The sequence below is a fragment of the Sphingobium wenxiniae genome (assembly GCF_007830065.1).
In the GTDB taxonomy this organism is placed as follows: Bacteria; Pseudomonadota; Alphaproteobacteria; order Sphingomonadales; family Sphingomonadaceae; genus Sphingobium; species Sphingobium wenxiniae.
Genome location: NZ_VLKK01000007.1, coordinates 114,480 through 133,057, shown reverse-complemented (window position 1 = coordinate 133,057; position 18,578 = coordinate 114,480). Strand labels below are relative to the sequence as shown.

Sequence of the window (18,578 nt, the reverse complement as noted above, 5' to 3'; positions counted from 1 at the left end):
TTCAACCAGACAATGCCCCGGAATCCCGGAGAATTGAAGGAGTAAAATCATGTTTTCCGGGTCCATACCGGCTCTTGTGACCCCCTTTCGCGACGGGGCGATCGACGAGTCGGCTTTCCGCGCCCTGGTCGACTGGCAGATCGCGGAAGGCAGCAGCGCCCTCGTCCCCTGCGGCACCACGGGCGAAAGCTCGACCATGACGGTGGCGGAACATAATCGCGTCGTCGCCGTCTGCGTCGACCAGGCGGCGGGCCGGGCGCCGGTGATCGCGGGCTGCGGATCGAACGACACGCGCATCGCGCTTGAACATATGTTCGCGGCGCAGGCGGCGGGGGCGGATGCGGCGCTGGTCGTCGTGCCCTATTACAACAAGCCCAGCCAGGAGGGCGTCTATCGCCATTACGCCTATCTGGCCGAGCGTTGCGACCTGCCCATCGTCATCTACAATGTGCCGGGCCGCACCATCACCGACATCGGCGTCCCGGTGATCCATCGGCTGACGCAGGATTTCCAGACGATCGTCGGCATAAAGGACGCGACCGGAAATCTGGGGCGTGTCACCGCGCAGCGCCTCGCCTGCGGGCCGGATTTCTGCCAGCTGTCGGGCAATGACGAAACCGCGCTTTCCTTCAACGCGTCCGGCGGACGGGGCTGCATATCGGTCACGGCCAATGTCGCGCCGCGCCTGTGCGCCGAATTTCAGGCGGCCTGCGCGCGCGGGGACTGGACCGGGGCGCTGGCGCTGCACGACCGCCTTTATCCGCTGCACGATGCGCTGTTCAGCGATTCTTCACCTGGACCTGTCAAATATGCGCTCACCCGCGTTCGGCCCGACATGCCCGGCGACGTCCGCCTGCCAGTCACTTGGCCATCGGAATCGAGCCGCGCCGCCGTCGACCGCGCGCTGGAGATCGCCGGTCTGGTTTAAGGGGCCGGCGGCCCCATATAGAAAGCATAGCGGTTAGTTCTGGAAATCATGGCCCGTCCCCGTCCCGAAACATTCGACAAGAAGAAGATCGTCGCCGAAAACCGGCGCGCGCGCTTCGAATATTTCATCGACGACGTGTTCGAGGCCGGGATCGCGCTTCAGGGCACGGAGGTCAAATCGCTGCGCTTTGGCGAAGGCAACATCGCCGAAAGCTATGCCGAGGTGCGCGACGAGCAGGTGTGGCTGGTCAACAGCAACATCCCCGAATTCAGCCACGGCAACCGCTACAACCATGAACCGAAACGCCCCCGCAAGCTGCTGCTGCACGAACGGGAGATCGCGAAGATGCACGGCGCGGTCGCCCGGCAGGGAATGACGCTGGTGCCCCTGAGCATCTATTTCAATGGACGCGGCAAGGCGAAGGTCGAGCTGGCGCTCGCCCGCGGCAAGAAGACTCATGACAAGCGCGAGACGATCAAGGAACGCGACTGGAAACGCGATCAGCAGCGCATCATGAAGGCGCACGGCTGATGACCAGCCGCTTCACACGCTGGTGGCACGCCAACGCCCCGACTCGTGAATCGCTGGAGAACAACCGCTTTCTCGCCCCCGTCGCGCATCGCGTGCTGGAACCCTCGCTCTGGCGTTTCACCCGCCGGTCGGTGCCGCGCGGCGTCGCGCTGGGGCTGCTGGTCGGCATCTTCCTGCTGATCCCCGGCGTCCAGATCGCGGGCGCGGCGCTGCTGGCCCTGCCGTTCCGCGCCAATATCCCGGTCGCGGCGGCGATGACTTTCCTCTCCAATCCCGCGACGACGCCGTTCATCCTCTGGGCGTCGGTCTATATCGGCAACTGGACGCTGGGGCGCTCCGCCGATGCGTCCGGCTTCATGGCGCTGGTCAACGATCATGCGACCATCGGGCAATGGTGCGCCTGGCTCTTTTCGGAGGCCGCGCCTGCGATGCTGTTCGGCCTGGCGCTGATTTCCTGTGCCGCGGCGGCGGTCGGCTATTTCCTGGCCGACTGGTTCTGGCGGCATCGCATGGGCCGGAAATGGAATGCCCGCAAATTGAGGATTGGCAAGCAGGCCGAAAGCAGCGCATTGGAGGAAATCGCGCCCGTCTGATCGAAGAGGGGCACAGTTCCGCAATGGGCGCAGGGGGTACGCGGGCATGGCCACGCGGTTGAAAGGCAAGGACGATGCGTGGCTGGCGCAGCCGCCTTCGCGCCTTGCCCTGCCTCTGCTGGTCGGCGGGGCGCTGCTGTCGGCGGGGCTGGTTCTATTCGCGGCGGGCGAATGGGCGCCGGCGGCGGGCTTTGCCGCCGCGGTGCTGGTGATCGCGGCGCTATTGTCCTGGTTCCGCCATCTCTATCCCCCCGCCCCCGCCGATAGCGAGGCGATGCCCGACTGGACCGTGGCCCGCGCCGCCGCGGACGCGTCCAACGTCGCCATCGCCGTCACCGACCGCACCGGCCGCCTGCTGTGCGCCAGCGACCTGTTCGGGGAATGGTTCGCGGGCTATCCCACGCCGCCCGCCCTCATCGCCGACCCCGCCGCGACCGAAAAGCTGACGGCCGCCGCGCGCAAGGCGTGGAAGGATGGCGAAGCGGCGGTGCGCGGCATGGCGCATGGCGCGCTGCGGCTGGACGTCGACATCTGCCGGACGGGCCGTGCGGAGGATTATCTGCTCTGGCGCTTCACGCCCGTCCGACAGCCCAGCGCGTTGGACGACGTGCATCGCCTGCTGACGGGCGAGGCCGGGCGCCAGCTTGGCGAGGCGGGCGTCATGGCGGTGATGATCGGCGGCGAAGGGCGCATCCGGGCGGCCAATGGCGCTTTCCTGCTCCGCGCCGTGGGGCGGATCGACGCCAACGCCACGGGCCGCGATTTCGCCCAGCACATGCGGGTGGACGACAAGGGACGGCTGTTCCTGGCGCGCGAGCAGTCAGGCGGGCTACCGCTGCGCCTGCTCCAGGTGCCGCTGCGCCGCGCGACCCAGGCAGGCGGCGGGCAGGACGGGCCGATGCTCCTCCTCCTCATCGACGAGCCGGGCGGCGGAGGCGGGACGTCGGCGCTGTCCTATATCGAAACGCTGCTGTCGCTGCTGCCTTTCGGCCTCGCCATGGCGGACCGGGACGGGCGCGTGCTCTTCCTCAACAACGCATTCGGGCGGGCGGTGGGCCTTAATCCCGGCGAGAAGCCCAGCTATCCCGGCGACCTTGTCGTGCGGGAGGATCAGGCGGCGGTGGCCGACGCCGTGCGCCGCTTCGCCGTCGGCCCGCAAATGTCGGGCGACATCGCCGTCAGGATGCGCGACCAGCCCGACGAGCCGACCGCGCTCAGCCTCGCGGGCGTGCGCGGCCTGGGCGAAGCGGCGGTGCTGCTCAGCCTCAAGGACAATAGCGAGGAAAGCAAGCTCAAGCGGCAGGTGGCGCAGGCGACCAAGATGCAGGCCATCGGCCAGCTCGCGGGCGGGGTCGCGCATGACTTCAACAATATCCTGACCGCGATCATCGGCCATTGCGACCTGATGCTGATGCGCCATACGCCGGGCGACAGCGATTATGACGACATCCAGCAGATCAAGTCGAACAGCAACCGCGCGGCGGGCCTGACGCGCCAGCTGCTCGCCTTCTCCCGTCAACAGACCTTGCGGCCGCAGGTTCTCCAACTGCCGGATATCGTGGCGGACGTGTCCAACCTCCTGAAGCGCCTGCTGGGCGAAAGCGTGAAGCTGGAAGTCAGCCACGGCCGCAATCTGGGCGCGGTGCGCGCGGACCCCGGCCAGCTTGAGCAGGTGATCGTGAACCTGGCCGTCAACGCCCGCGACGCCATGCCGCAAGGGGGCACGCTCAACATCCAGACCTATGCCGTGCCCGCCGCGCGCGTGCGCGAGATGCGCAGCCAGATCATGCCCGCGGGCGATTATACCGCACTGCGCGTATCCGACACGGGCCTTGGCATAGCGCCGGAGGTGCTGGCGAAGATCTTCGAACCCTTTTTCACCACCAAGGAACTGGGCAAGGGCACGGGCCTGGGGCTGTCGACCGTCTATGGCATCGTCAAGCAGTCGGGCGGCTATATCTTCGCCGAATCGGAATTGGGGCGGGGCGCGAGCTTCGTCATCTACCTCCCCGTCTATCAGGGCGCGGACGCGCATCAGCCCGCAAAGCCGCAGGCTCCCGTCCGCCGCAGCGAGACATGGGGCACCGGCACCGTGCTGCTGGTGGAGGATGAGGACATGGTCCGCGCCGTCGCCGAACGCGCGCTCGTGCGGCAGGGATACAAGGTGCTGACCGCCAGCGACGGCGAACAAGGGCTGGAGGTGCTGGCCGGGGACGAGCGGATCGACCTTCTCATCTCGGACGTGGTCATGCCCAATATGGACGGTCCGGCGATGGTCGCGCGCGCGCGCCGGACGCACCCCGACCTGCCGGTCCTGTTCATGTCCGGCTATGCCGAGGAACAGCTTCGCAAATCCATCGACATCGCCAACGTCGCCTTCCTGCCCAAGCCCTTTTCCGTCAGCCAGTTGGCCGAAGCCGCGCGCGACGCGCTCGCTTTGCGCCCGCCGGCGGCGGAATGACTTTGCGGTGGATCAGGGGATTGGGGCTGGGCAAGCCGCATCCGATGCGATAGCGAAGCCTTTCGCAACAGGGAATGCAGGCATGTCGGACGGCAAATCCATCCTGATCGTCGAGGATGAAGCGATGATCGGCATGATGCTGGAGGATTATCTCGACACGTTGGGCTATCGGTTGCACGGTCTGGCGACGTCTCTGGACGAAGCCTGCATGCTTGCTCGGCAGGGCGGCTTCGACGCCGCGTTGCTGGACTGCAACCTTCAGGGCGAAAAGAGCTGGCCGGTCGCCGACATCCTGGTCGAACATGCCATACCCTTCGTCTTCGCGACCGGGGGCATGGCCGACGATCTGCCGACCACCCATGCGGCGCGGCCCACCCTGGCCAAGCCGTTCACCATCGGAGCGGTGGAGCGCGCCCTGAGCAAGGCGCTGGAGGGGCGATAGGAAAATTCTGTTCCCCTCTTGTTCTTGTGGAACAAACAGGATACATGATGGCCAGGCGCCGGAAGAATCGGCGCGTTCCACTTGACAGGGGACAGGGCCATGACCGCAATGCTCTCACTCATCGATTCCAAGAAGACAGGGACAATGGACAGACAAAAAGCGTTGGAAGCGGCCCTTTCCCAGATCGACCGCGCCTTTGGCAAAGGCTCGGCGATGAAGCTGGGCAGCCGCGAGAAGATGGAGATCGAAGCAATTTCGACCGGCTCGCTCGGCCTCGACATCGCGCTCGGCATCGGCGGCCTGCCGCGCGGGCGCGTCGTTGAAATTTACGGGCCGGAAAGCTCGGGCAAGACCACGCTGGCGCTGCATGTCATCGCCGAAGCGCAGAAGGGCGGCGGCGTCGCGGCTTTTGTCGACGCCGAACATGCGCTCGATCCGGGTTATGCCAAGAAGCTGGGCGTGGATATCGACGAACTGATCGTGTCGCAGCCCGATACCGGGGAACAGGCGCTGGAGATCGTCGATACGCTGGTGCGGTCCAATGCGATCGACGTGCTGGTGGTGGACTCGGTCGCCGCGCTGGTGCCCCGCGCGGAGATCGAAGGCGAAATGGGCGACAGCCATGTCGGCCTCCAGGCGCGCCTCATGAGCCAGGCGCTGCGCAAGCTGACCGGCTCGATCAGCCGTTCGCGCTGCATCGTGATCTTCATCAACCAGGTACGCATGAAGATCGGCGTCATGTACGGGAATCCGGAAACGACGACGGGCGGCAATGCGCTCAAATTCTACTCTTCCGTCCGTCTCGACATCCGCCGCACGGGGCAGATCAAGGATCGCGACGACTTCGTCGGCAACGCGACCCGCGTGAAGGTGGTCAAGAACAAGGTCGCTCCGCCCTTCAAGCAGGTCGAATTCGACATCATGTATGGCGAGGGCATTTCCAAGATCGGCGAGATCCTCGATCTGGGCGTCAAGGCCGGCGTAGTCGAAAAATCGGGCGCATGGTTCTCCTATGACTCGGTCCGCATAGGTCAGGGCCGGGAGAATGCGAAGACCTTCCTCAAGGAAAATCCCGAAATGGCGGATCGTCTGGAAAGGGCGATCCGGGGCAAGACCGAGGAGGTCGCCGAAGGGATGATGGCGGGATCCGAAGCGGATGACGGCGGCGAATAAGCGCTGACCGGCTTCCGGACGGATCAACCGGAAGCTGGCCGGCGCGGCGCTGCCCGTCTCACGCTTCACGCACTGAAAAGGCCCGCCGCGCAAGGAAGCACGGCGGGCCTTTTACATGAGCGATGATGGCGTTTGCAAAGCCGAGCGACTGAAAATCGGCTAACGATCAGAAGGAGACGTTGCTTGCGCCGTGCTCCTGCGAAGGGGGGGCGACGTTTCCACTGGGAAGCGGTTTGTCCTCTCTCCACCACATAACCGCCATTCAAGGTTGCAAGCGGCATAATCGCCTTTTCCTTCGCGTGGATCATGTAAATAGCTGGAGCACAGCGCGGAAGGAACGGACGCGGGATTGACCGGTTATGTTGCGGGACAACGGAAAGGGCAGGGATGCGCCTCGAAATCGAAACCGTGCTGGACTATGATTTTGCCGGGTCGGCCGATGTCCTGCTGGCGCTTGAGGCGGCGGAAATGCACGACCAGCATGTGCTGGAACAATCCCTGATGGTCGAAGGGGCGGGGCCTGTCTCCACCCTGGGCGGAGGAAGCGCCGTGGGCCGCCGGGCCTGGACGCGCGCGGGCGGCGGGCGCATGACGCTGCGCTATCATGCGGCGGTGGAGGTGGAGCGCATCGCACCCGATCTTTCGGGGCTGCGCAAATCGCCCTTGCCCGATTTGCCGGAATCGGTGCTCCCCTTCATCTGGCCCAGCCGCTATTGCGAGGCGGACCGTTTCGGCGGCTTCGTCGAAGGGCATTTCCCCGGACTGGAAGGCGGCGTGCTGGTGCAGGCCCTTGTCCAATGGGTCCGGGACAATCTGCGCTATGTGTCCGGCAGTTCGGACGCGACGACCAGCGCGGTCGACAGCTTCGTCACCCAACAGGGCGTTTGCCGCGACTATGCCCATCTGACCGCCGCGCTCATCCGCGCCTGCGACATTCCGGCCCGGCTCGTCTCCGTCTATGCGTTGGATCTCGATCCGCCCGATTTCCATGCCGTGGTCGAAGTCTGGCTGGACGGAGCCTGGCATCTGGTCGACGCCACCGGCCTTGCGCCCATTGAAACCATGGTCCGCATCGCCGTGGGCCGCGACGCGACGGATATCGCCTTCATGACGGTTTTCGGAAGCGCTGTCCTCAATCGCCAGGCCATCCGGGTGAAGCGGCTTTGACGATTGGGGATCGGACAGCATCCGCATCCTGCTTTTTTACAGCCTATCCCGGTCCCCGGCGCAAACCGGACGGCGCATGAGCACGCTCTCCTCCCCGTAGGATGACTTCCCCGCATCGTCGCGCCTGCCGGCAATGGCGGCGAAACCCTGCCTTTTCCAGAAAGCCTCCGCGCCGCCGACGGCGATGAGGAGGATGGTCTCCTGCCCCGCCGCGCGCGCGGCACGCAGGGCGCAGTCCGCCGCAGCCCGGCCAGCTCCGCACCCCCGCGCCTCCGGCAGCAGCGCGAGGTCGTGCAGATAATAGCAATCCGCATCGGCCGGCATTGCTCCGACGGGCCGGTTCAATGGGGGCGGTGTCGCCGCATGCCACGGATGGGTAATGAGATAACCCGATATGCGTTCCTGCCGTTCCAGCACGAAACATCCCGCCGGATAAAGCGCCAGCCTTTCGGCGTAGATTTCCGCATCCTCCGTGAAAGGTCCGTGCACGGCATCGGAAATGGCCGACACGGCCGCGATATCGGCTGCCTCCATCTGCCGCCAGCCGCCGGGCAAGGTCATTCCGGCGCTCCCATGATGCCGCGCATCGAACGGCGACGGTCCGAAAGGAGAATGCCCGCGGCCGCTTGAACGAAGCGGGGGTGGCGCGTTACGAGGACGCCATGAACGCCAAACCCGTTTCCTCCTCGCGCCGTTTTTCCCGCTGGATCACCGTTCCGATCAGGATCGTGGTCGTCTTTGCGGTGTTCTCGCTGCTCATGGTGGGGATTTATCGCGTCGTGCCGCCGCCGGTGACGTTGACGATGCTGTTCGATTCCAGGGGCTTCACGAAGGACTGGATGAGCCTGGACGATATGGACCCGAACATGGCGCGGGCCGCCATCGCGGCGGAGGACAGCCGCTTCTGCACGCATCACGGCTTCGACGTCGACGCCATCGCGCAGGCCATGCGGCATAACGCCAGCGGCGGCCGGATCAGGGGCGGATCGACGATCAGCCAGCAGACCGCGAAGAATGTGTTCCTGATCCAGGGCGGCGGCTTTGTCCGCAAGGGGTTCGAAGCGTGGTTCACGGTGCTGATCGAGGCCATATGGGGAAAGCGGCGGATCATGGAAGTCTATCTGAACGTCGCGGAAACCGGCATTGGAACCTATGGCGCGAACGCGGGGGCGCTGCGGTATTTCCATCATGACGCCAGCCGCCTGACGCGGGCGGAGGCGGCGCGGATCGCCGCTGTCCTGCCATTGCCGAAGAAGCGGGCGGCGGTCGCACCGAGCGGTTTCACCAGGCGCTACGGCAACAGCATCGCCGCGCGCGTCGGCGTGGTCCAGCGGGACGGGCTGGACAGGTGCCTGCGCTAGGAAAGCCGGAGCGCGATGACCCGGCAGCGTCATGAAACATCCCATGAACATTGACGAAGATTGGCGCTTTTTTCGCCGCAGGTCCATTGCTGGCCTGCAAAAGGGGAATGACGCACCTTGCAAACCCTCGCGCCGGCGGCTTCTTTCGGCCAGTTGCGGACGTTCATTATCCGCCATCCCAGCGAAAGCCGGGATCTCCCTTAGGCTTGGTTGCACCCTAAGAAAGAGAGATGCCAGCTTTCGCTGGCATGACAACGGGGAGGGGGCGACCGCAAACCACCCATAAACGCCATCCGGCGCGAGGGTTTGCAAGCGACCTGACCCAAAAAAAAAGGGCGGCCCGCAAGGGGAGCCGCCCTTCTTCCTGCGATCGGCCGCGCTTAGAAGCGGAAGCCGACGCCTACCAGGCCGGCATTACGGCCGCCGAAATCATCCTCATATTCGGTCCGCTGATATTCGGCCGAGATATAGGTGCGCGGGGTCACCGCATATTCCAGGCCGCCGCCGAAACGCACGCCTTCCAGCGACTGATGCGCGCCGGCATATTCAAAGCGGGTATTGGCATAGCCGACCTTGCCGAACGCCAGCACCTGCGGCGTCACGACATAACCGAGGCGCAACGAAGCGGCGAGGTCGCGGCTGGCATGGACGCCGCTGTCCTTGGTGGTGGAGTCGCTGAACGACACTTCCGGGCCGACGGTGACGCGCGGCGTGACCGCGATGTCATAACCGGTGGAGCCGCCATAGGTGAAACCGTCGCTGCCTTGGATATTGTCATAGCCCAGGACCACGCCAGCGCGCGGGCCAGTAAAGGGAGCTGCATCCTGTGCAAAAGCGGGGACGGAAACGGTAGCAGCAGCAATCGCCGCGATAAACGCAGTCTTCATCATATTCCTCATATATTATTCGACACCCTGAACCGGGATGAGCTTTATCTAGATACTCAATCAGTTTTTAAAAGGGACTGATCTATAAATTTATTCTGATCCTGACCCTCTTGAAAAATACAGCTATCATTCCATAGTCGTTTCAGGGCCCGCCGGCTTACTTGCGGTGGGAGCGCGCTTATGCGCCCGCCAGATGGCTGCCAGATGAACGGCGTCCTTCCTTTTGCGCCCCGAACATCCATTTTGACCTGACTGATGCAAAAGGGTAACAGTTGCCGTCATGGGACAGGGCCAGGCCGCCGCCGTCATGCCGCGCATGGTGCAGCGCCATCGGCTTTCGACGCGCCTGTGGCATTGGCTGAATGCGATGCTGCTCTATATGCTGTTCACCAGCGGCCTGGGTATCTTCAACGCGCATCCGCGGCTTTACTGGGGCCAATATGGGGCCAATTTCGATCATGCCTGGCTGGAACCGGGTCGCTTCCCCGGCTGGATCACGCTGCCAGCGCTCTACGATCTCGCCATGGCGCGGCACTGGCACCTGACCGCCGCGCCGGTCCTTCTCTTCTCGCTGCTTGTCTATATGTTCTGGAGCCTGGGCAACGGGCACATCCGCCGGGACCTGCTCTTCCGCCGGGGAGAGCTGGCCCCCGGCCACGTCTGGCGGGATATCCAGGATCATGCCCGCCTGCGCTTTCCCACGGGGGAGGCGGCGCTTCGCTACACTGTGCTGCAAAAGGGCAGCTATGGGGCGGTGATCTTCCTGCTGCTGCCAGTCGCGATCCTGACCGGCCTTGCCATGTCGCCGGGCATGAACGCGGCCTGGCCGTGGCTGATCGACCTGTTCGGCGGGCGGCAGTCCGCCCGGTCGATCCATTTTATCGCCGCCTTCGCGCTTGCGGCCTTCTTCCTCGTCCACATCCTCATGGTGCTGTTGGCGGGTCCGCTCAATGAGGTTCGATCCATGCTCACGGGCAGATATCGCGTGCCGGAGAAAAGGCGATGACGCGCCTTCTCTCCCGCCGCGCGCTGGTGCTGGGGGGAGCCGCCGCGCTGGCGGGCTGCGACCGGCTGGCGCGCCATGAAACGGTGCGCGATGCGCTCTTTTCGGCGGACAATTTCCATAAATGGGCGCAGCGTGGCCTGATGCGTCCCGACGCCCTCGCGCATGAATTCCGGCCGGATCAGATCTCCCCCTTCTTCCGCGCCAACGGCACCGCCAATCCCGACACGCCGGCCTATAGGGCGCTGTGGCGGAGCGGCTTTGCCGACTGGCGGCTGCGCGTCGGCGGGATGGTCGCCCGGCCCCTGTCGCTCTCGCTCGCCCAACTCCACGCCATGCCCCATCGCGAGCAGATCACCCGCCATGACTGCGTCGAAGGCTGGAGCGCCATCGGCAAGTGGCGCGGCGTGCCGCTGTCGCTCATCCTCGACGCCGCGCGGATGCACGGCCGGGCGCGCTATGTCGTCCTGCGCTGCGCCGACGATATGGGCGGGGGCGCGCGCTATTATGAAAGCATCGACCTGATCGATGCCTTCCATCCCCAGACCATCCTGGCCTTCGCCTTGAACGACCGGCCGCTGCGGGTGGCGAACGGTGCGCCGCTGCGGCTGCGGGTGGAGCGGCAATTGGGCTACAAGCACGCCAAATATCTGATGGCGATAGAGGCGGTGGAGAGCCTGTCCGGTATCGGCGCGGGCAAGGGCGGCTATTGGGAAGACCGCGCAGGCTATGATTGGTACGCAGGCATTTGACGCCCGCGTCATGACAGGGCAGGTTGCGGCACATGAAGATATTCGAACGGATTCTCAGGCGGTTGGTTTCGCAGGGCCAGCTTACGGTCATCTATCATGACGGCTCCAGCAGCACGGTGGGGACGCCCGATCCGGCCTTCCCCGGCCTGACGCTCACATTCCTCGATTCGCGCGTTCCGCTGGACATATTGAAGGACCCGCGGCTCGGCATGGCGGAAGCCTATATCGACGGGCGGGTCGCGATCGAGGGCGGCGGCATTATGGAGCTGATCTCCCTCATCCGCGTCAACAACGCCTGGGAAAAGGGCCGATCGATCAGCAGCAGGGGACCGCTCAAGCGCGGGTTCAAGGCGCTTCGCCAGACGCTCTGGCGCGCCAACCACCGCTCCCGCGCGAAAGCCAACGTCGCCCATCACTACGATCTGTCGGGCGCGCTCTATGCCCTGTTCCTGGACAAGGACCGGCAATATAGCTGCGCCTACTGGCCCGATGCCGACAATCGGGCGGGCATCGGCCTGGAACAGGCACAGGAGGACAAGAAGGCGCACATCGCCGCCAAGCTGCTGCTGAAACCCGGCATGAAGGTGCTGGACATAGGCTGCGGCTGGGGCGGCATGGCGCTCTATCTCCATCGCACCTGCGGCGTCGACGTGACGGGCATCACCCTGTCGGAGGAACAGCTCAAGGTCGCGCGCCAGAGGGCGCAGGAGGCGGGTGTATCCGATCATGTCCGCTTCGAACTGATCGACTATCGCGACATGAACGGGCCGTTCGACCGGATCGTGTCGGTCGGCATGTTCGAGCATGTGGGGACGGCACATTACCGCACCTTCTTCAACAAATGCCGCGACCTGCTGACGCCCGACGGCGTGATGCTGCTCCACACCATCGGCCGCATCGACGGCCCCGGCATCACCGACGCCTTCACGCAGAAATATATCTTCCCCGGCGGCTATATCCCGGCCCTGTCCGAAATGCTGCGGGGCAGCGAAGGAACGCGCCTGATGGTGACGGATGTGGAGGTGCTCCGCCTGCATTATGCGCTGACGATACGCGAATGGTACAAGCGGACAATGGAGCACAGGGAAGAGATCGTCGCCCTGTATGACGAAAGCTTCTTCCGCCTGTGGACCTTCTATCTCGCCGGAGCGGCGACGGTGTTCGAGCATGGCGGGATGGTGAATTATCAGGTCCAATATGTCCGCGACCGGCGCACGTTGCCGATCACGCGCGACTATATGACGGAGACCGAAGCGGCGCTGCGGAACAGTAGCGCAGGCTGAACGCAAACTGACAGGCGCGTTCCCGGACCGTTCAGCCGCCATTGTCCATCCTCTCCATCACGTCCCGCCGGTGGAGCGGCGGGATCGGTGAGGAGAAGCATCATGACCTTTTTATGGAAAGGCGTAGCGGTGCTGGGACTGGCCATTGCCGGACTCGGCGCGACGGCTATTCCCGCACAGGCGCGCGACCATCACTATCGCGACGGCTGGCGCGGCGACCGGGATCATCGCTGGAACGACCGGCGGCACTGGCGCGACAACCGCAGCGACTGGCGCGGGCATCGCCAGCGCTGTTGGATCGAATGGCGCCGCAGCCCCTATACCGGCCGGCGCGTGCGTGTCCGGATATGCCGCTAGGCCGGATCGACGTTCAGGGATCGTCCTGCGCAGCCGGCTGATCTGACCGAGTCACGCGGAGGCGCGGAGAAGCGGAAAAGGGCGCGCCGAAAGGCGCTTGTTGCCCTGCTGACCGACCCTCCGCACGCTGATGGGTGGGCTGCGCATCGTGACTTCCGGATACTTCACGCCTCCGCGTGAAAAAAGGTTCGATCGCATGAATGGGAACGGCCCGCCTGCCGTCGCTGAATGCCCATCGATCCTGGGGCTGCTCTCGTGCCGCCGCCCATGGTTGACGGAGGGCGGGGCGGCGGCTAGGCGCGCCGCATGGCCACAGGAAGCAAGATATGAGCGACACGCCCCCGGATCGTCTTTCGACCAACCCGCGCAGCCCCCATTTCGACATGGATGTCCTGCAACGCGGCATCGGCATCCGCTTCAAGGAGCGCGAGCGCAAGGATGTCGAGGAATATTGCATTTCCGAAGGCTGGATTCGCGTCGCGGCGGGCAAGACTCGCGACCGCCACGGCAATCCCTTGACGATCAAGCTGTCCGGCCCCGTCGAAGCCTGGTTCGAAAACGCCGCCCAGGATGCGCCCGAAGCGGCCGGGGAATAATCCTCAGCGCAGCCGCGCTTCCTGCTTCACGTCAGTGATGATGTCGTGCAGCGAGCGTGAAGCCGGCGTGCCGTCGGCATATTCGAGAACGCGCGGATCGCTTTCCAGACGCGGGCCGCGCGGAGCCCTGCGCACTTCCCGCGTATCCGCCAGCACAGCCTGCCGCAGTTGGGCGTCGTCCGAGGCGGAACGCAAAGCCGCCGGACGCGCCGGAACGCGAACATCCTTCCGCAGATTCTGATCGACGCCGGCGAAACGCGTGCTGGTCCCAAGAGCTGGATCGGGCGTGAACGGACGCAGCTTCCCCTTTTCGCCATAGATGAAGCCGAACGCAGGATTGACGCGCGCGCCCATCTGCCCGGTCGGGCTGTGCCACACGCGCACTTCGCTCCAGTCGCCGGCCGGGGATACATCCACAGCCATCACGTCTTCCTCGATCGCGCCGGGCGCGGACCAGTTGGCATGACGGATCAGGATGCGCCGATCGCCCAGCACCTGGCTGACCACCGCGACATGGCCCAGCGTCATCGGTCCCGCCGGACGAAAGGCGAGGACAGCGCCCGTCCGCGGCCTGTGCCCGCGCTGATAGCGATTCTCCGCCTGATCCCACCAGGTCAGCGCGTCGCCGTAGATCTCCACGCCGGACACGATGCGCGCATAGGGAACGCACTGGAGCGCGGTCGCGCCCAGCACGGGCGCGGCCATCACGCCGGACAGCAGCAGCGCCGCCGCCCAGCGAACGTAACGAAACATCATGCGACCTCAATCGGAGAATCGCCCCACCGGGGACGATCCTAGGCCGCGAACTTTTAGGAAGTGGTTAAGCGCTCAGTAGGCGCCGCGCGCGGCCTCCGCGCCGGCGGTGGCGCGGTCGGCCGAAGCGAACCGCACGCCGCTTGTCTCGTCGCGCGGGGGGTTGGCATAGATGAAGCCGCGCGCCGGATTGGAACGCAGGCCCAGCTTGCCGATGGGACCGTACCACACGCGCACATCGGTCCAGTCATTGTCCGGCGACACGTCGATGGCGCGGACATTGCGCTCGATCCCGCCGCGATAGGACCAGTTGGCATGAGTCAGCAGCACTTCGCGGTCGTTCACCACCTTGCTCACCATGGCGACGTGGCCGACCGGCATCGCGCGGCTGGACGAAAAGGCCAGCACCGCGCCGACGCGCGGCTCATGCCCGCGATCGTAACGGCCCTCCGCCTGGCCCCACCAGCTATTCGCATTGCCGTAAAGCTCGATACCGGAAGCCTGTCGGGCAAAGGGTACGCACTGGAGGACGCCGGCGGCGGCGGGCGTAACGGTCAGGGCGCCGAGCGCAAGCATCATTGCCGCGAACAGAGCGCGAAAACCACCGATCATCCGTGCAAACCCCCGACTATTCAAAGACGTTTCATCCCCGTGACGGCCTTAGGGCAGAGGCGGGACGAATTGAAAAGTGCGGGGCGACGAATCGTTGCTGCGGTGCGTTAGCTGGCGGAACGAAAAACGTGCCCGGACGTGACGGAGAGCCGAGTCGCCTCCCCAACATCCTGGAAAAGCGCGCGTTCCGTACCGGTCATCCACACCTGCGCGCCCATGCCGCGCAGCCGGTCGAACAGGGCCGCACGGCGCGATGGGTCGAGATGCGCGGCCACTTCGTCGAGCAGCAGCACCGGCGGCTGCCCGCGCGAAGCCGCCACCAGCGCGGCGTGGGCGAGCAGGATCGACAGCAGCAGCGCCTTCTGTTCCCCCGTCGAACAGAGCGCCGCCGCCTGCCCCTTGGCTCTATGGGTGACGGTCAGGTCCTGTCGGTGCGGTCCCGACAAGGTGCGCCCGGCCGCTGCGTCGCGCCGCCGTTCCCGCGCGAGGCGCGGGCCAAGCGGCTCGTCTCCCCCGCCCTCCGCCTCTTCCAGCGCCAGCAGCGGCCGGGCGAAGGGCGCGTCCGGCTGATCCGCCAGCATCGCGTTCAATCGCGCGGTCAGATCGGCGCGCGCCGCCGCCAGCGGCGCGCCATGCTCCCCCATCTGCGCCTCCAGCGCGTCGAGCCAGAGCGGATCGGCGCTCCGCGGGTCGGCCAGCAGCCGGTTGCGCGCGCGCATCGCCGCTTCGTACCGGGCGCTGTGGACCGCATGGCCGGGATGGAGCGCCAGCGTCAGCCGATCCAGGAAGCGCCGCCGTCCGCCGGGGCTGTCCATGAACAGCCGGTCCATGGCGGGGGTCAGCCACACGATGGCCAGATGATCCGCCAGCGCATTGGCCGATGCGGCGACGCCGCCGATCCGCACCTGCCGCCGGTCCGGCGCGCCCGCCGCGACGCCCGTGCCCAGCATCACGCCATCCACTTCCGCCGCTATGCCGAAGCCGCCCGCGCCGTCCTGCCGCGCCATGTCCCGGAGCGCCGCCCCGCGCAGGCCGCGCCCCGGCGCCAGCATGGATACGGCTTCCAATATGTTCGTCTTGCCCGCGCCGTTTTCGCCGGTCAGCAGGATGAAGGCATGATCGGGCACGATCAGCGCATCCGCATGGTTGCGGAAATCGCTCAGTGTCAGTCGGCCGATCATCAGGCCGCTCTAGCGATGCGGAGCCGGTTTAGGAAGCGCGACCCGTGCCTCTCAGCCGCACCGCTTGCGCGTCACGGCCACGCCGTCATCGATCATGGTCAGCTCCTGCCCCCTGGCGGAGGGTTTGAGCGTCAGGCTGCGGGTCCAGCTCTGTCCTTCGCCGGTGAAGGACGCGTCGATCCTGATCCGCCCGTCCGCCTGCCGTTCGATGCCCGTCACCGTCCCGACGCTCTCATGGAAGATCAAATCCTTCGGCGTGATCGAAAGCTTCAGTTCAGCGCCCTTGTCGCTGCAATCCTCGTCCATGCCCGTCCAGCGCCCGCGCAATGCCGCCGGGATCAGCGATCCGGCCTCCGTCTCGTTTGGCGAGGCCGCATTTTCCGGGGTCGGGACGGCATTGTTCGCGGGCGCTTCCTCCTGCCCGTCCGGCGGCGCGGCGTTCTCGATATCGGCGGTCATGCCGGATTGCCGGTCATGCCCCCCATCGCAGGCAAGGAGCAGGAGCGGCAGGGCGAAGAGCAGATAGATACGCATCCGCAAGGAACCGGCGACGCCTGAAAGAGTTCCGCTGCGGCAAGGGCAGCGACACGCCGCCCCTCCATCAGGAGCGCAGCCATGCCGGTATTGGGAATGGGCGGATTATTCTTCCGGGCGCGCGATCCCGATGCGCTGGCCGCATGGTATCGGGAACATCTGGGCGTCGGCGCGGGCTGCACGTCCGATCCCGCCGCACAGGCGAATGAATGGGTGTGGCAGACGCTGGGCGGCCCCATGGTCTTTTCGCCCTTCAAGCAGGACAGCGACTATTTCGCCGCCGACAAGGCGTTCATGATGAATTTCCGCGTGGCCGATCTCGACGACCTGCTTGCCCACTTGCGCGCCGCGCGGATCGGGGTCATCACCAAGCCCGAATGGGATCATCCCAATGCGGGCCGTTTCGCCCGCATTCACGATCCGGAAGGTAATGCCATCGAATTGTGGGAACCGCCCGCTTCGCCAGACAAGGACAGTTGAACCATGCCAAGCCCATTGATCGCGCGAATCGCGGCCCTTTTCCTCGGCACCGCCGCCGCCCTGGGCGCGACCGGCGCGATGGCGGCGCTGGCCGTTGGAGCCAAAGCGCCCGACTTCACCACGCGCGGCGCCCTGGCGGGCAAGACCTTCACCCTCACTTTGTCGCACCAGTTGAAGCGCGGCCCGGTCGTCCTCTATTTCTTCCCCAAGGCGTTCACGCCCGGCTGCTCGGCCGAAGCGCGCGAATTTGCCGCCCATATCGATGATTTCAAGAAGGCGGGCGCCACCGTGATCGGCATGTCCGCCGATCCGGTCGACGATCTGGTCGCCTTCTCCACCAGGGAGTGCGCGGGCAAGTTCGCGGTGGCGTCGGCGGGGCCGGGCATCGTCCAGGGCTATGACGTGGCGCTCAAGATGCGGCCGGGGCTGACCGACCGCACCTCCTATGTCATCGCGCCGTCGGGCCGGATCGCCTTCGTCCACAGCGAAATGAACTATGTCGATCATGTGAAGAGCGCGCTGGCGGCGGTGAAGGCGATGACCGGGAAATAATCACGTGCCCGCTTTCACATAACGGTCGAACCAGCCCAGCGCCGCCTGCCATGCCGCCTTGGCGGACGCTTCGTCGTAGCTGGGGCGGTAATCCGCCATGAAGCCATGGTCCGCGCCGGGATAGACGGTGATCTCGTCGGGCGGGGACTTGCCCGCCTGTTCAAGCGCCGCGCGCATCGCGTCCACATCGGCCAGCGGAATCCCCTGGTCCAGCGCGCCATATTGACCGAGCACCGGGGCCTTGAGCTTCCCCGCCTCCTCAATCACGCTGAGCGGTTGCAACGCCGTCTTCTGGCTGACGAGGCGGCCGTAGAAGGCGACGCCCGCATCCAGTTGCGCGCTGTGCGCCGCATAGAGCCAGACGATCCGCCCGCCCCAGCAAAAGCCGGTGATGCCCCGCCGCGACCCGTCCGCGCCATGGCCGCCCGCCCAGGCATAGGCCGCGTCGATGTCCGCCAGCACCTGCGCGTCCGATGCCTTGGAAACGATGCCGCTCACCAGCTGCTTGAAGTCGGCGATCTTCGTCGCATCGCCGTGGCGGGCGAACAGGTCGGGCGCGATGGTATAATAGCCTGCCCTGGCGAAGCGGCGGCATATGTCGCGAATCCATTCATGGACGCCGAAAATCTCGTGAACCACGCAGAGGAGCGGGGCGTTTTCCTTGTCTGCCGGACGGGCGGCGAAGGCGGGCATGGCGAAGCCGTCGGCGGCGGGAATCGACACGCTTTCTTCCACCAGCCCTTCGGCCGAGGTCTGGATCGCGCTGCTGGAGACGGGGCGGCAGGCCGCGGCGAAACCGGCGGCGAAGGTGCCTGCGACCAGCAGGCGGCGGCGGTCCAGTCCGGCGGAGGCGATCCAGTTGCGGTCCTCGGGCAAGCGTTCAGGCTGGTGGCGCTGGGTCATGACATGGTCTCTCCTGTTTCCCGCCCGAC

Annotated in this window: 22 protein-coding genes; 15 read left to right on the top strand and 7 right to left on the bottom strand. The window is 65.7% G+C overall.

Annotated features, from left to right (window positions below):
- Positions 1-49 precede the first annotated feature (49 nt).
- The 7 genes from dapA (at position 50) to IQ35_RS11235 (ending at position 7,295) form a co-directional block, all read left to right on the top strand.
- The gene (gene dapA, locus IQ35_RS11265) at positions 50-928 is read left to right on the top strand and encodes a 4-hydroxy-tetrahydrodipicolinate synthase (RefSeq protein ID WP_021244613.1); all 879 of its coding nucleotides are present in this window, start codon (positions 50-52) and stop codon (positions 926-928) included.
- Between the two features lie 48 nt (positions 929-976).
- The gene (gene smpB / locus IQ35_RS11260) at positions 977-1,459 is read left to right on the top strand and encodes an SsrA-binding protein SmpB (protein WP_021244614.1); all 483 of its coding nucleotides are present in this window, start codon (positions 977-979) and stop codon (positions 1,457-1,459) included.
- Positions 1,459-2,052, top strand: coding sequence for a DUF2062 domain-containing protein (locus IQ35_RS11255; protein WP_021244615.1), 594 nt, complete (start codon positions 1,459-1,461; stop codon positions 2,050-2,052). Before smpB ends, IQ35_RS11255 begins: the two co-directional genes overlap by 1 nt.
- A gap of 46 nt (positions 2,053-2,098) precedes the next feature.
- Complete coding sequence (locus IQ35_RS11250; protein WP_021244616.1) at positions 2,099-4,513, top strand: PAS domain-containing sensor histidine kinase; 2,415 nt, start codon at positions 2,099-2,101, stop codon at positions 4,511-4,513.
- Positions 4,514-4,595: 82 nt separating this feature from the next.
- A complete protein-coding gene (locus IQ35_RS11245) occupies positions 4,596-4,955 on the top strand; it encodes a response regulator (protein ID WP_031290908.1) in 360 nt (119 codons plus the stop codon).
- 99 nt (positions 4,956-5,054) lie between these two features.
- Positions 5,055-6,128 carry a recombinase RecA gene (recA, locus tag IQ35_RS11240; RefSeq protein WP_021244618.1) on the top strand — a complete coding sequence of 358 codons (1,074 nt, stop codon included), beginning with the start codon at positions 5,055-5,057 and terminating at the stop codon, positions 6,126-6,128.
- 387 nt (positions 6,129-6,515) lie between these two features.
- Positions 6,516-7,295, top strand: coding sequence for a transglutaminase-like domain-containing protein (locus IQ35_RS11235; protein WP_021244619.1), 780 nt, complete (start codon positions 6,516-6,518; stop codon positions 7,293-7,295).
- Between the two features lie 36 nt (positions 7,296-7,331).
- Here the strand turns inward: IQ35_RS11235 and IQ35_RS11230 are convergent, their stop codons facing one another.
- The gene (locus IQ35_RS11230) at positions 7,332-7,856 is read right to left on the bottom strand and encodes a GNAT family N-acetyltransferase (RefSeq protein ID WP_145073576.1); all 525 of its coding nucleotides are present in this window, start codon (positions 7,854-7,856) and stop codon (positions 7,332-7,334) included.
- Positions 7,857-7,957: 101 nt separating this feature from the next.
- Between IQ35_RS11230 and mtgA the strand changes: the two genes are divergently transcribed.
- A complete protein-coding gene (gene mtgA, locus IQ35_RS11225) occupies positions 7,958-8,656 on the top strand; it encodes a monofunctional biosynthetic peptidoglycan transglycosylase (RefSeq protein WP_145073573.1) in 699 nt (232 codons plus the stop codon).
- 380 nt (positions 8,657-9,036) lie between these two features.
- Here the strand turns inward: mtgA and IQ35_RS11220 are convergent, their stop codons facing one another.
- Positions 9,037-9,543, bottom strand: a complete 507-nt coding sequence (locus IQ35_RS11220; protein WP_031290911.1) for a porin family protein — start codon at positions 9,541-9,543, stop codon at positions 9,037-9,039.
- Between the two features lie 280 nt (positions 9,544-9,823).
- Between IQ35_RS11220 and IQ35_RS11215 the strand changes: the two genes are divergently transcribed.
- The 5 genes from IQ35_RS11215 (at position 9,824) to IQ35_RS11195 (ending at position 13,534) form a co-directional block, all read left to right on the top strand.
- A complete protein-coding gene (locus IQ35_RS11215; protein WP_242003328.1) occupies positions 9,824-10,549 on the top strand; it encodes a cytochrome b/b6 domain-containing protein in 726 nt (241 codons plus the stop codon).
- On the top strand, positions 10,546-11,298 hold the full coding sequence (locus tag IQ35_RS11210) for a molybdopterin-binding protein (RefSeq protein WP_145073570.1): 753 nt from the start codon (positions 10,546-10,548) through the stop codon (positions 11,296-11,298). The genes IQ35_RS11215 and IQ35_RS11210 overlap by 4 nt, the downstream gene beginning before the upstream one ends.
- 32 nt (positions 11,299-11,330) lie before the next feature.
- On the top strand, positions 11,331-12,581 hold the full coding sequence (locus tag IQ35_RS11205; protein ID WP_145073567.1) for an SAM-dependent methyltransferase: 1,251 nt from the start codon (positions 11,331-11,333) through the stop codon (positions 12,579-12,581).
- Positions 12,582-12,683: 102 nt separating this feature from the next.
- Complete coding sequence (locus IQ35_RS11200) at positions 12,684-12,938, top strand: hypothetical protein (RefSeq protein WP_021244626.1); 255 nt, start codon at positions 12,684-12,686, stop codon at positions 12,936-12,938.
- A 326-nt stretch (positions 12,939-13,264) separates the two neighbouring features.
- The gene (locus IQ35_RS11195; RefSeq protein ID WP_145073563.1) at positions 13,265-13,534 is read left to right on the top strand and encodes a DUF3297 family protein; all 270 of its coding nucleotides are present in this window, start codon (positions 13,265-13,267) and stop codon (positions 13,532-13,534) included.
- A 3-nt stretch (positions 13,535-13,537) separates the two neighbouring features.
- Here the strand turns inward: IQ35_RS11195 and IQ35_RS11190 are convergent, their stop codons facing one another.
- The 4 genes from IQ35_RS11190 to IQ35_RS11175 form a co-directional block, all read right to left on the bottom strand.
- Entirely contained in the window at positions 13,538-14,287 is a 750-nt protein-coding gene (locus IQ35_RS11190) for a CHAP domain-containing protein (RefSeq protein ID WP_145073697.1), read from the bottom strand.
- Positions 14,288-14,362: 75 nt separating this feature from the next.
- Positions 14,363-14,899: a CHAP domain-containing protein gene (locus IQ35_RS11185; protein WP_145073560.1), complete on the bottom strand. Its 537-nt coding sequence runs from the start codon at positions 14,897-14,899 to the stop codon at positions 14,363-14,365.
- 107 nt (positions 14,900-15,006) lie between these two features.
- The gene (gene recF, locus IQ35_RS11180; RefSeq protein WP_145073557.1) at positions 15,007-16,080 is read right to left on the bottom strand and encodes a DNA replication/repair protein RecF; all 1,074 of its coding nucleotides are present in this window, start codon (positions 16,078-16,080) and stop codon (positions 15,007-15,009) included.
- A gap of 51 nt (positions 16,081-16,131) precedes the next feature.
- The gene (locus tag IQ35_RS11175; protein WP_145073555.1) at positions 16,132-16,614 is read right to left on the bottom strand and encodes a hypothetical protein; all 483 of its coding nucleotides are present in this window, start codon (positions 16,612-16,614) and stop codon (positions 16,132-16,134) included.
- A gap of 81 nt (positions 16,615-16,695) precedes the next feature.
- Between IQ35_RS11175 and IQ35_RS11170 the strand changes: the two genes are divergently transcribed.
- Together IQ35_RS11170 and IQ35_RS11165 are read left to right on the top strand one after the other, a co-directional pair.
- Complete coding sequence (locus IQ35_RS11170; protein WP_145073552.1) at positions 16,696-17,094, top strand: VOC family protein; 399 nt, start codon at positions 16,696-16,698, stop codon at positions 17,092-17,094.
- A gap of 3 nt (positions 17,095-17,097) precedes the next feature.
- Complete coding sequence (locus IQ35_RS11165) at positions 17,098-17,646, top strand: peroxiredoxin (protein ID WP_145073550.1); 549 nt, start codon at positions 17,098-17,100, stop codon at positions 17,644-17,646.
- On the opposite strand, the gene IQ35_RS11160 is transcribed toward IQ35_RS11165, so the two are convergent.
- A complete protein-coding gene (locus tag IQ35_RS11160) occupies positions 17,647-18,549 on the bottom strand; it encodes a dienelactone hydrolase family protein (RefSeq protein WP_021244989.1) in 903 nt (300 codons plus the stop codon).
- Between the last annotated feature and the right edge of the window lie 29 nt (positions 18,550-18,578).

Excerpts from the sequence above, each read along its gene's own strand:
- mtgA (WP_145073573.1), top strand. The coding sequence starts at position 7,958 with ATGAACGCCAAACCCGTTTCCTCCTCGCGCCGTTTTTCCCGCTGGATC.
- IQ35_RS11160 (WP_021244989.1), bottom strand. The coding sequence starts at position 18,549 with ATGACCCAGCGCCACCAGCCTGAACGCTTGCCCGAGGACCGCAACTGG.
- IQ35_RS11210 (WP_145073570.1), top strand. The coding sequence starts at position 10,546 with ATGACGCGCCTTCTCTCCCGCCGCGCGCTGGTGCTGGGGGGAGCCGCC.
- dapA (WP_021244613.1), top strand. The coding sequence starts at position 50 with ATGTTTTCCGGGTCCATACCGGCTCTTGTGACCCCCTTTCGCGACGGG.
- smpB (WP_021244614.1), top strand. The coding sequence starts at position 977 with ATGGCCCGTCCCCGTCCCGAAACATTCGACAAGAAGAAGATCGTCGCC.
- IQ35_RS11170 (WP_145073552.1), top strand. The coding sequence starts at position 16,696 with ATGCCGGTATTGGGAATGGGCGGATTATTCTTCCGGGCGCGCGATCCC.
- IQ35_RS11195 (WP_145073563.1), top strand. The coding sequence starts at position 13,265 with ATGAGCGACACGCCCCCGGATCGTCTTTCGACCAACCCGCGCAGCCCC.
- IQ35_RS11235 (WP_021244619.1), top strand. The coding sequence starts at position 6,516 with ATGCGCCTCGAAATCGAAACCGTGCTGGACTATGATTTTGCCGGGTCG.
- IQ35_RS11175 (WP_145073555.1), bottom strand. The coding sequence starts at position 16,614 with ATGCGTATCTATCTGCTCTTCGCCCTGCCGCTCCTGCTCCTTGCCTGC.
- IQ35_RS11215 (WP_242003328.1), top strand. The coding sequence starts at position 9,824 with ATGGGACAGGGCCAGGCCGCCGCCGTCATGCCGCGCATGGTGCAGCGC.
- IQ35_RS11205 (WP_145073567.1), top strand. The coding sequence starts at position 11,331 with ATGAAGATATTCGAACGGATTCTCAGGCGGTTGGTTTCGCAGGGCCAG.
- IQ35_RS11255 (WP_021244615.1), top strand. The coding sequence starts at position 1,459 with ATGACCAGCCGCTTCACACGCTGGTGGCACGCCAACGCCCCGACTCGT.
- IQ35_RS11230 (WP_145073576.1), bottom strand. The coding sequence starts at position 7,856 with ATGACCTTGCCCGGCGGCTGGCGGCAGATGGAGGCAGCCGATATCGCG.
- IQ35_RS11250 (WP_021244616.1), top strand. The coding sequence starts at position 2,099 with ATGGCCACGCGGTTGAAAGGCAAGGACGATGCGTGGCTGGCGCAGCCG.
- IQ35_RS11165 (WP_145073550.1), top strand. The coding sequence starts at position 17,098 with ATGCCAAGCCCATTGATCGCGCGAATCGCGGCCCTTTTCCTCGGCACC.
- recF (WP_145073557.1), bottom strand. The coding sequence starts at position 16,080 with ATGATCGGCCGACTGACACTGAGCGATTTCCGCAACCATGCGGATGCG.
- IQ35_RS11190 (WP_145073697.1), bottom strand. The coding sequence starts at position 14,287 with ATGTTTCGTTACGTTCGCTGGGCGGCGGCGCTGCTGCTGTCCGGCGTG.
- IQ35_RS11220 (WP_031290911.1), bottom strand. The coding sequence starts at position 9,543 with ATGAAGACTGCGTTTATCGCGGCGATTGCTGCTGCTACCGTTTCCGTC.
- IQ35_RS11185 (WP_145073560.1), bottom strand. The coding sequence starts at position 14,899 with ATGATCGGTGGTTTTCGCGCTCTGTTCGCGGCAATGATGCTTGCGCTC.
- IQ35_RS11245 (WP_031290908.1), top strand. The coding sequence starts at position 4,596 with ATGTCGGACGGCAAATCCATCCTGATCGTCGAGGATGAAGCGATGATC.
- recA (WP_021244618.1), top strand. The coding sequence starts at position 5,055 with ATGACCGCAATGCTCTCACTCATCGATTCCAAGAAGACAGGGACAATG.
- IQ35_RS11200 (WP_021244626.1), top strand. The coding sequence starts at position 12,684 with ATGACCTTTTTATGGAAAGGCGTAGCGGTGCTGGGACTGGCCATTGCC.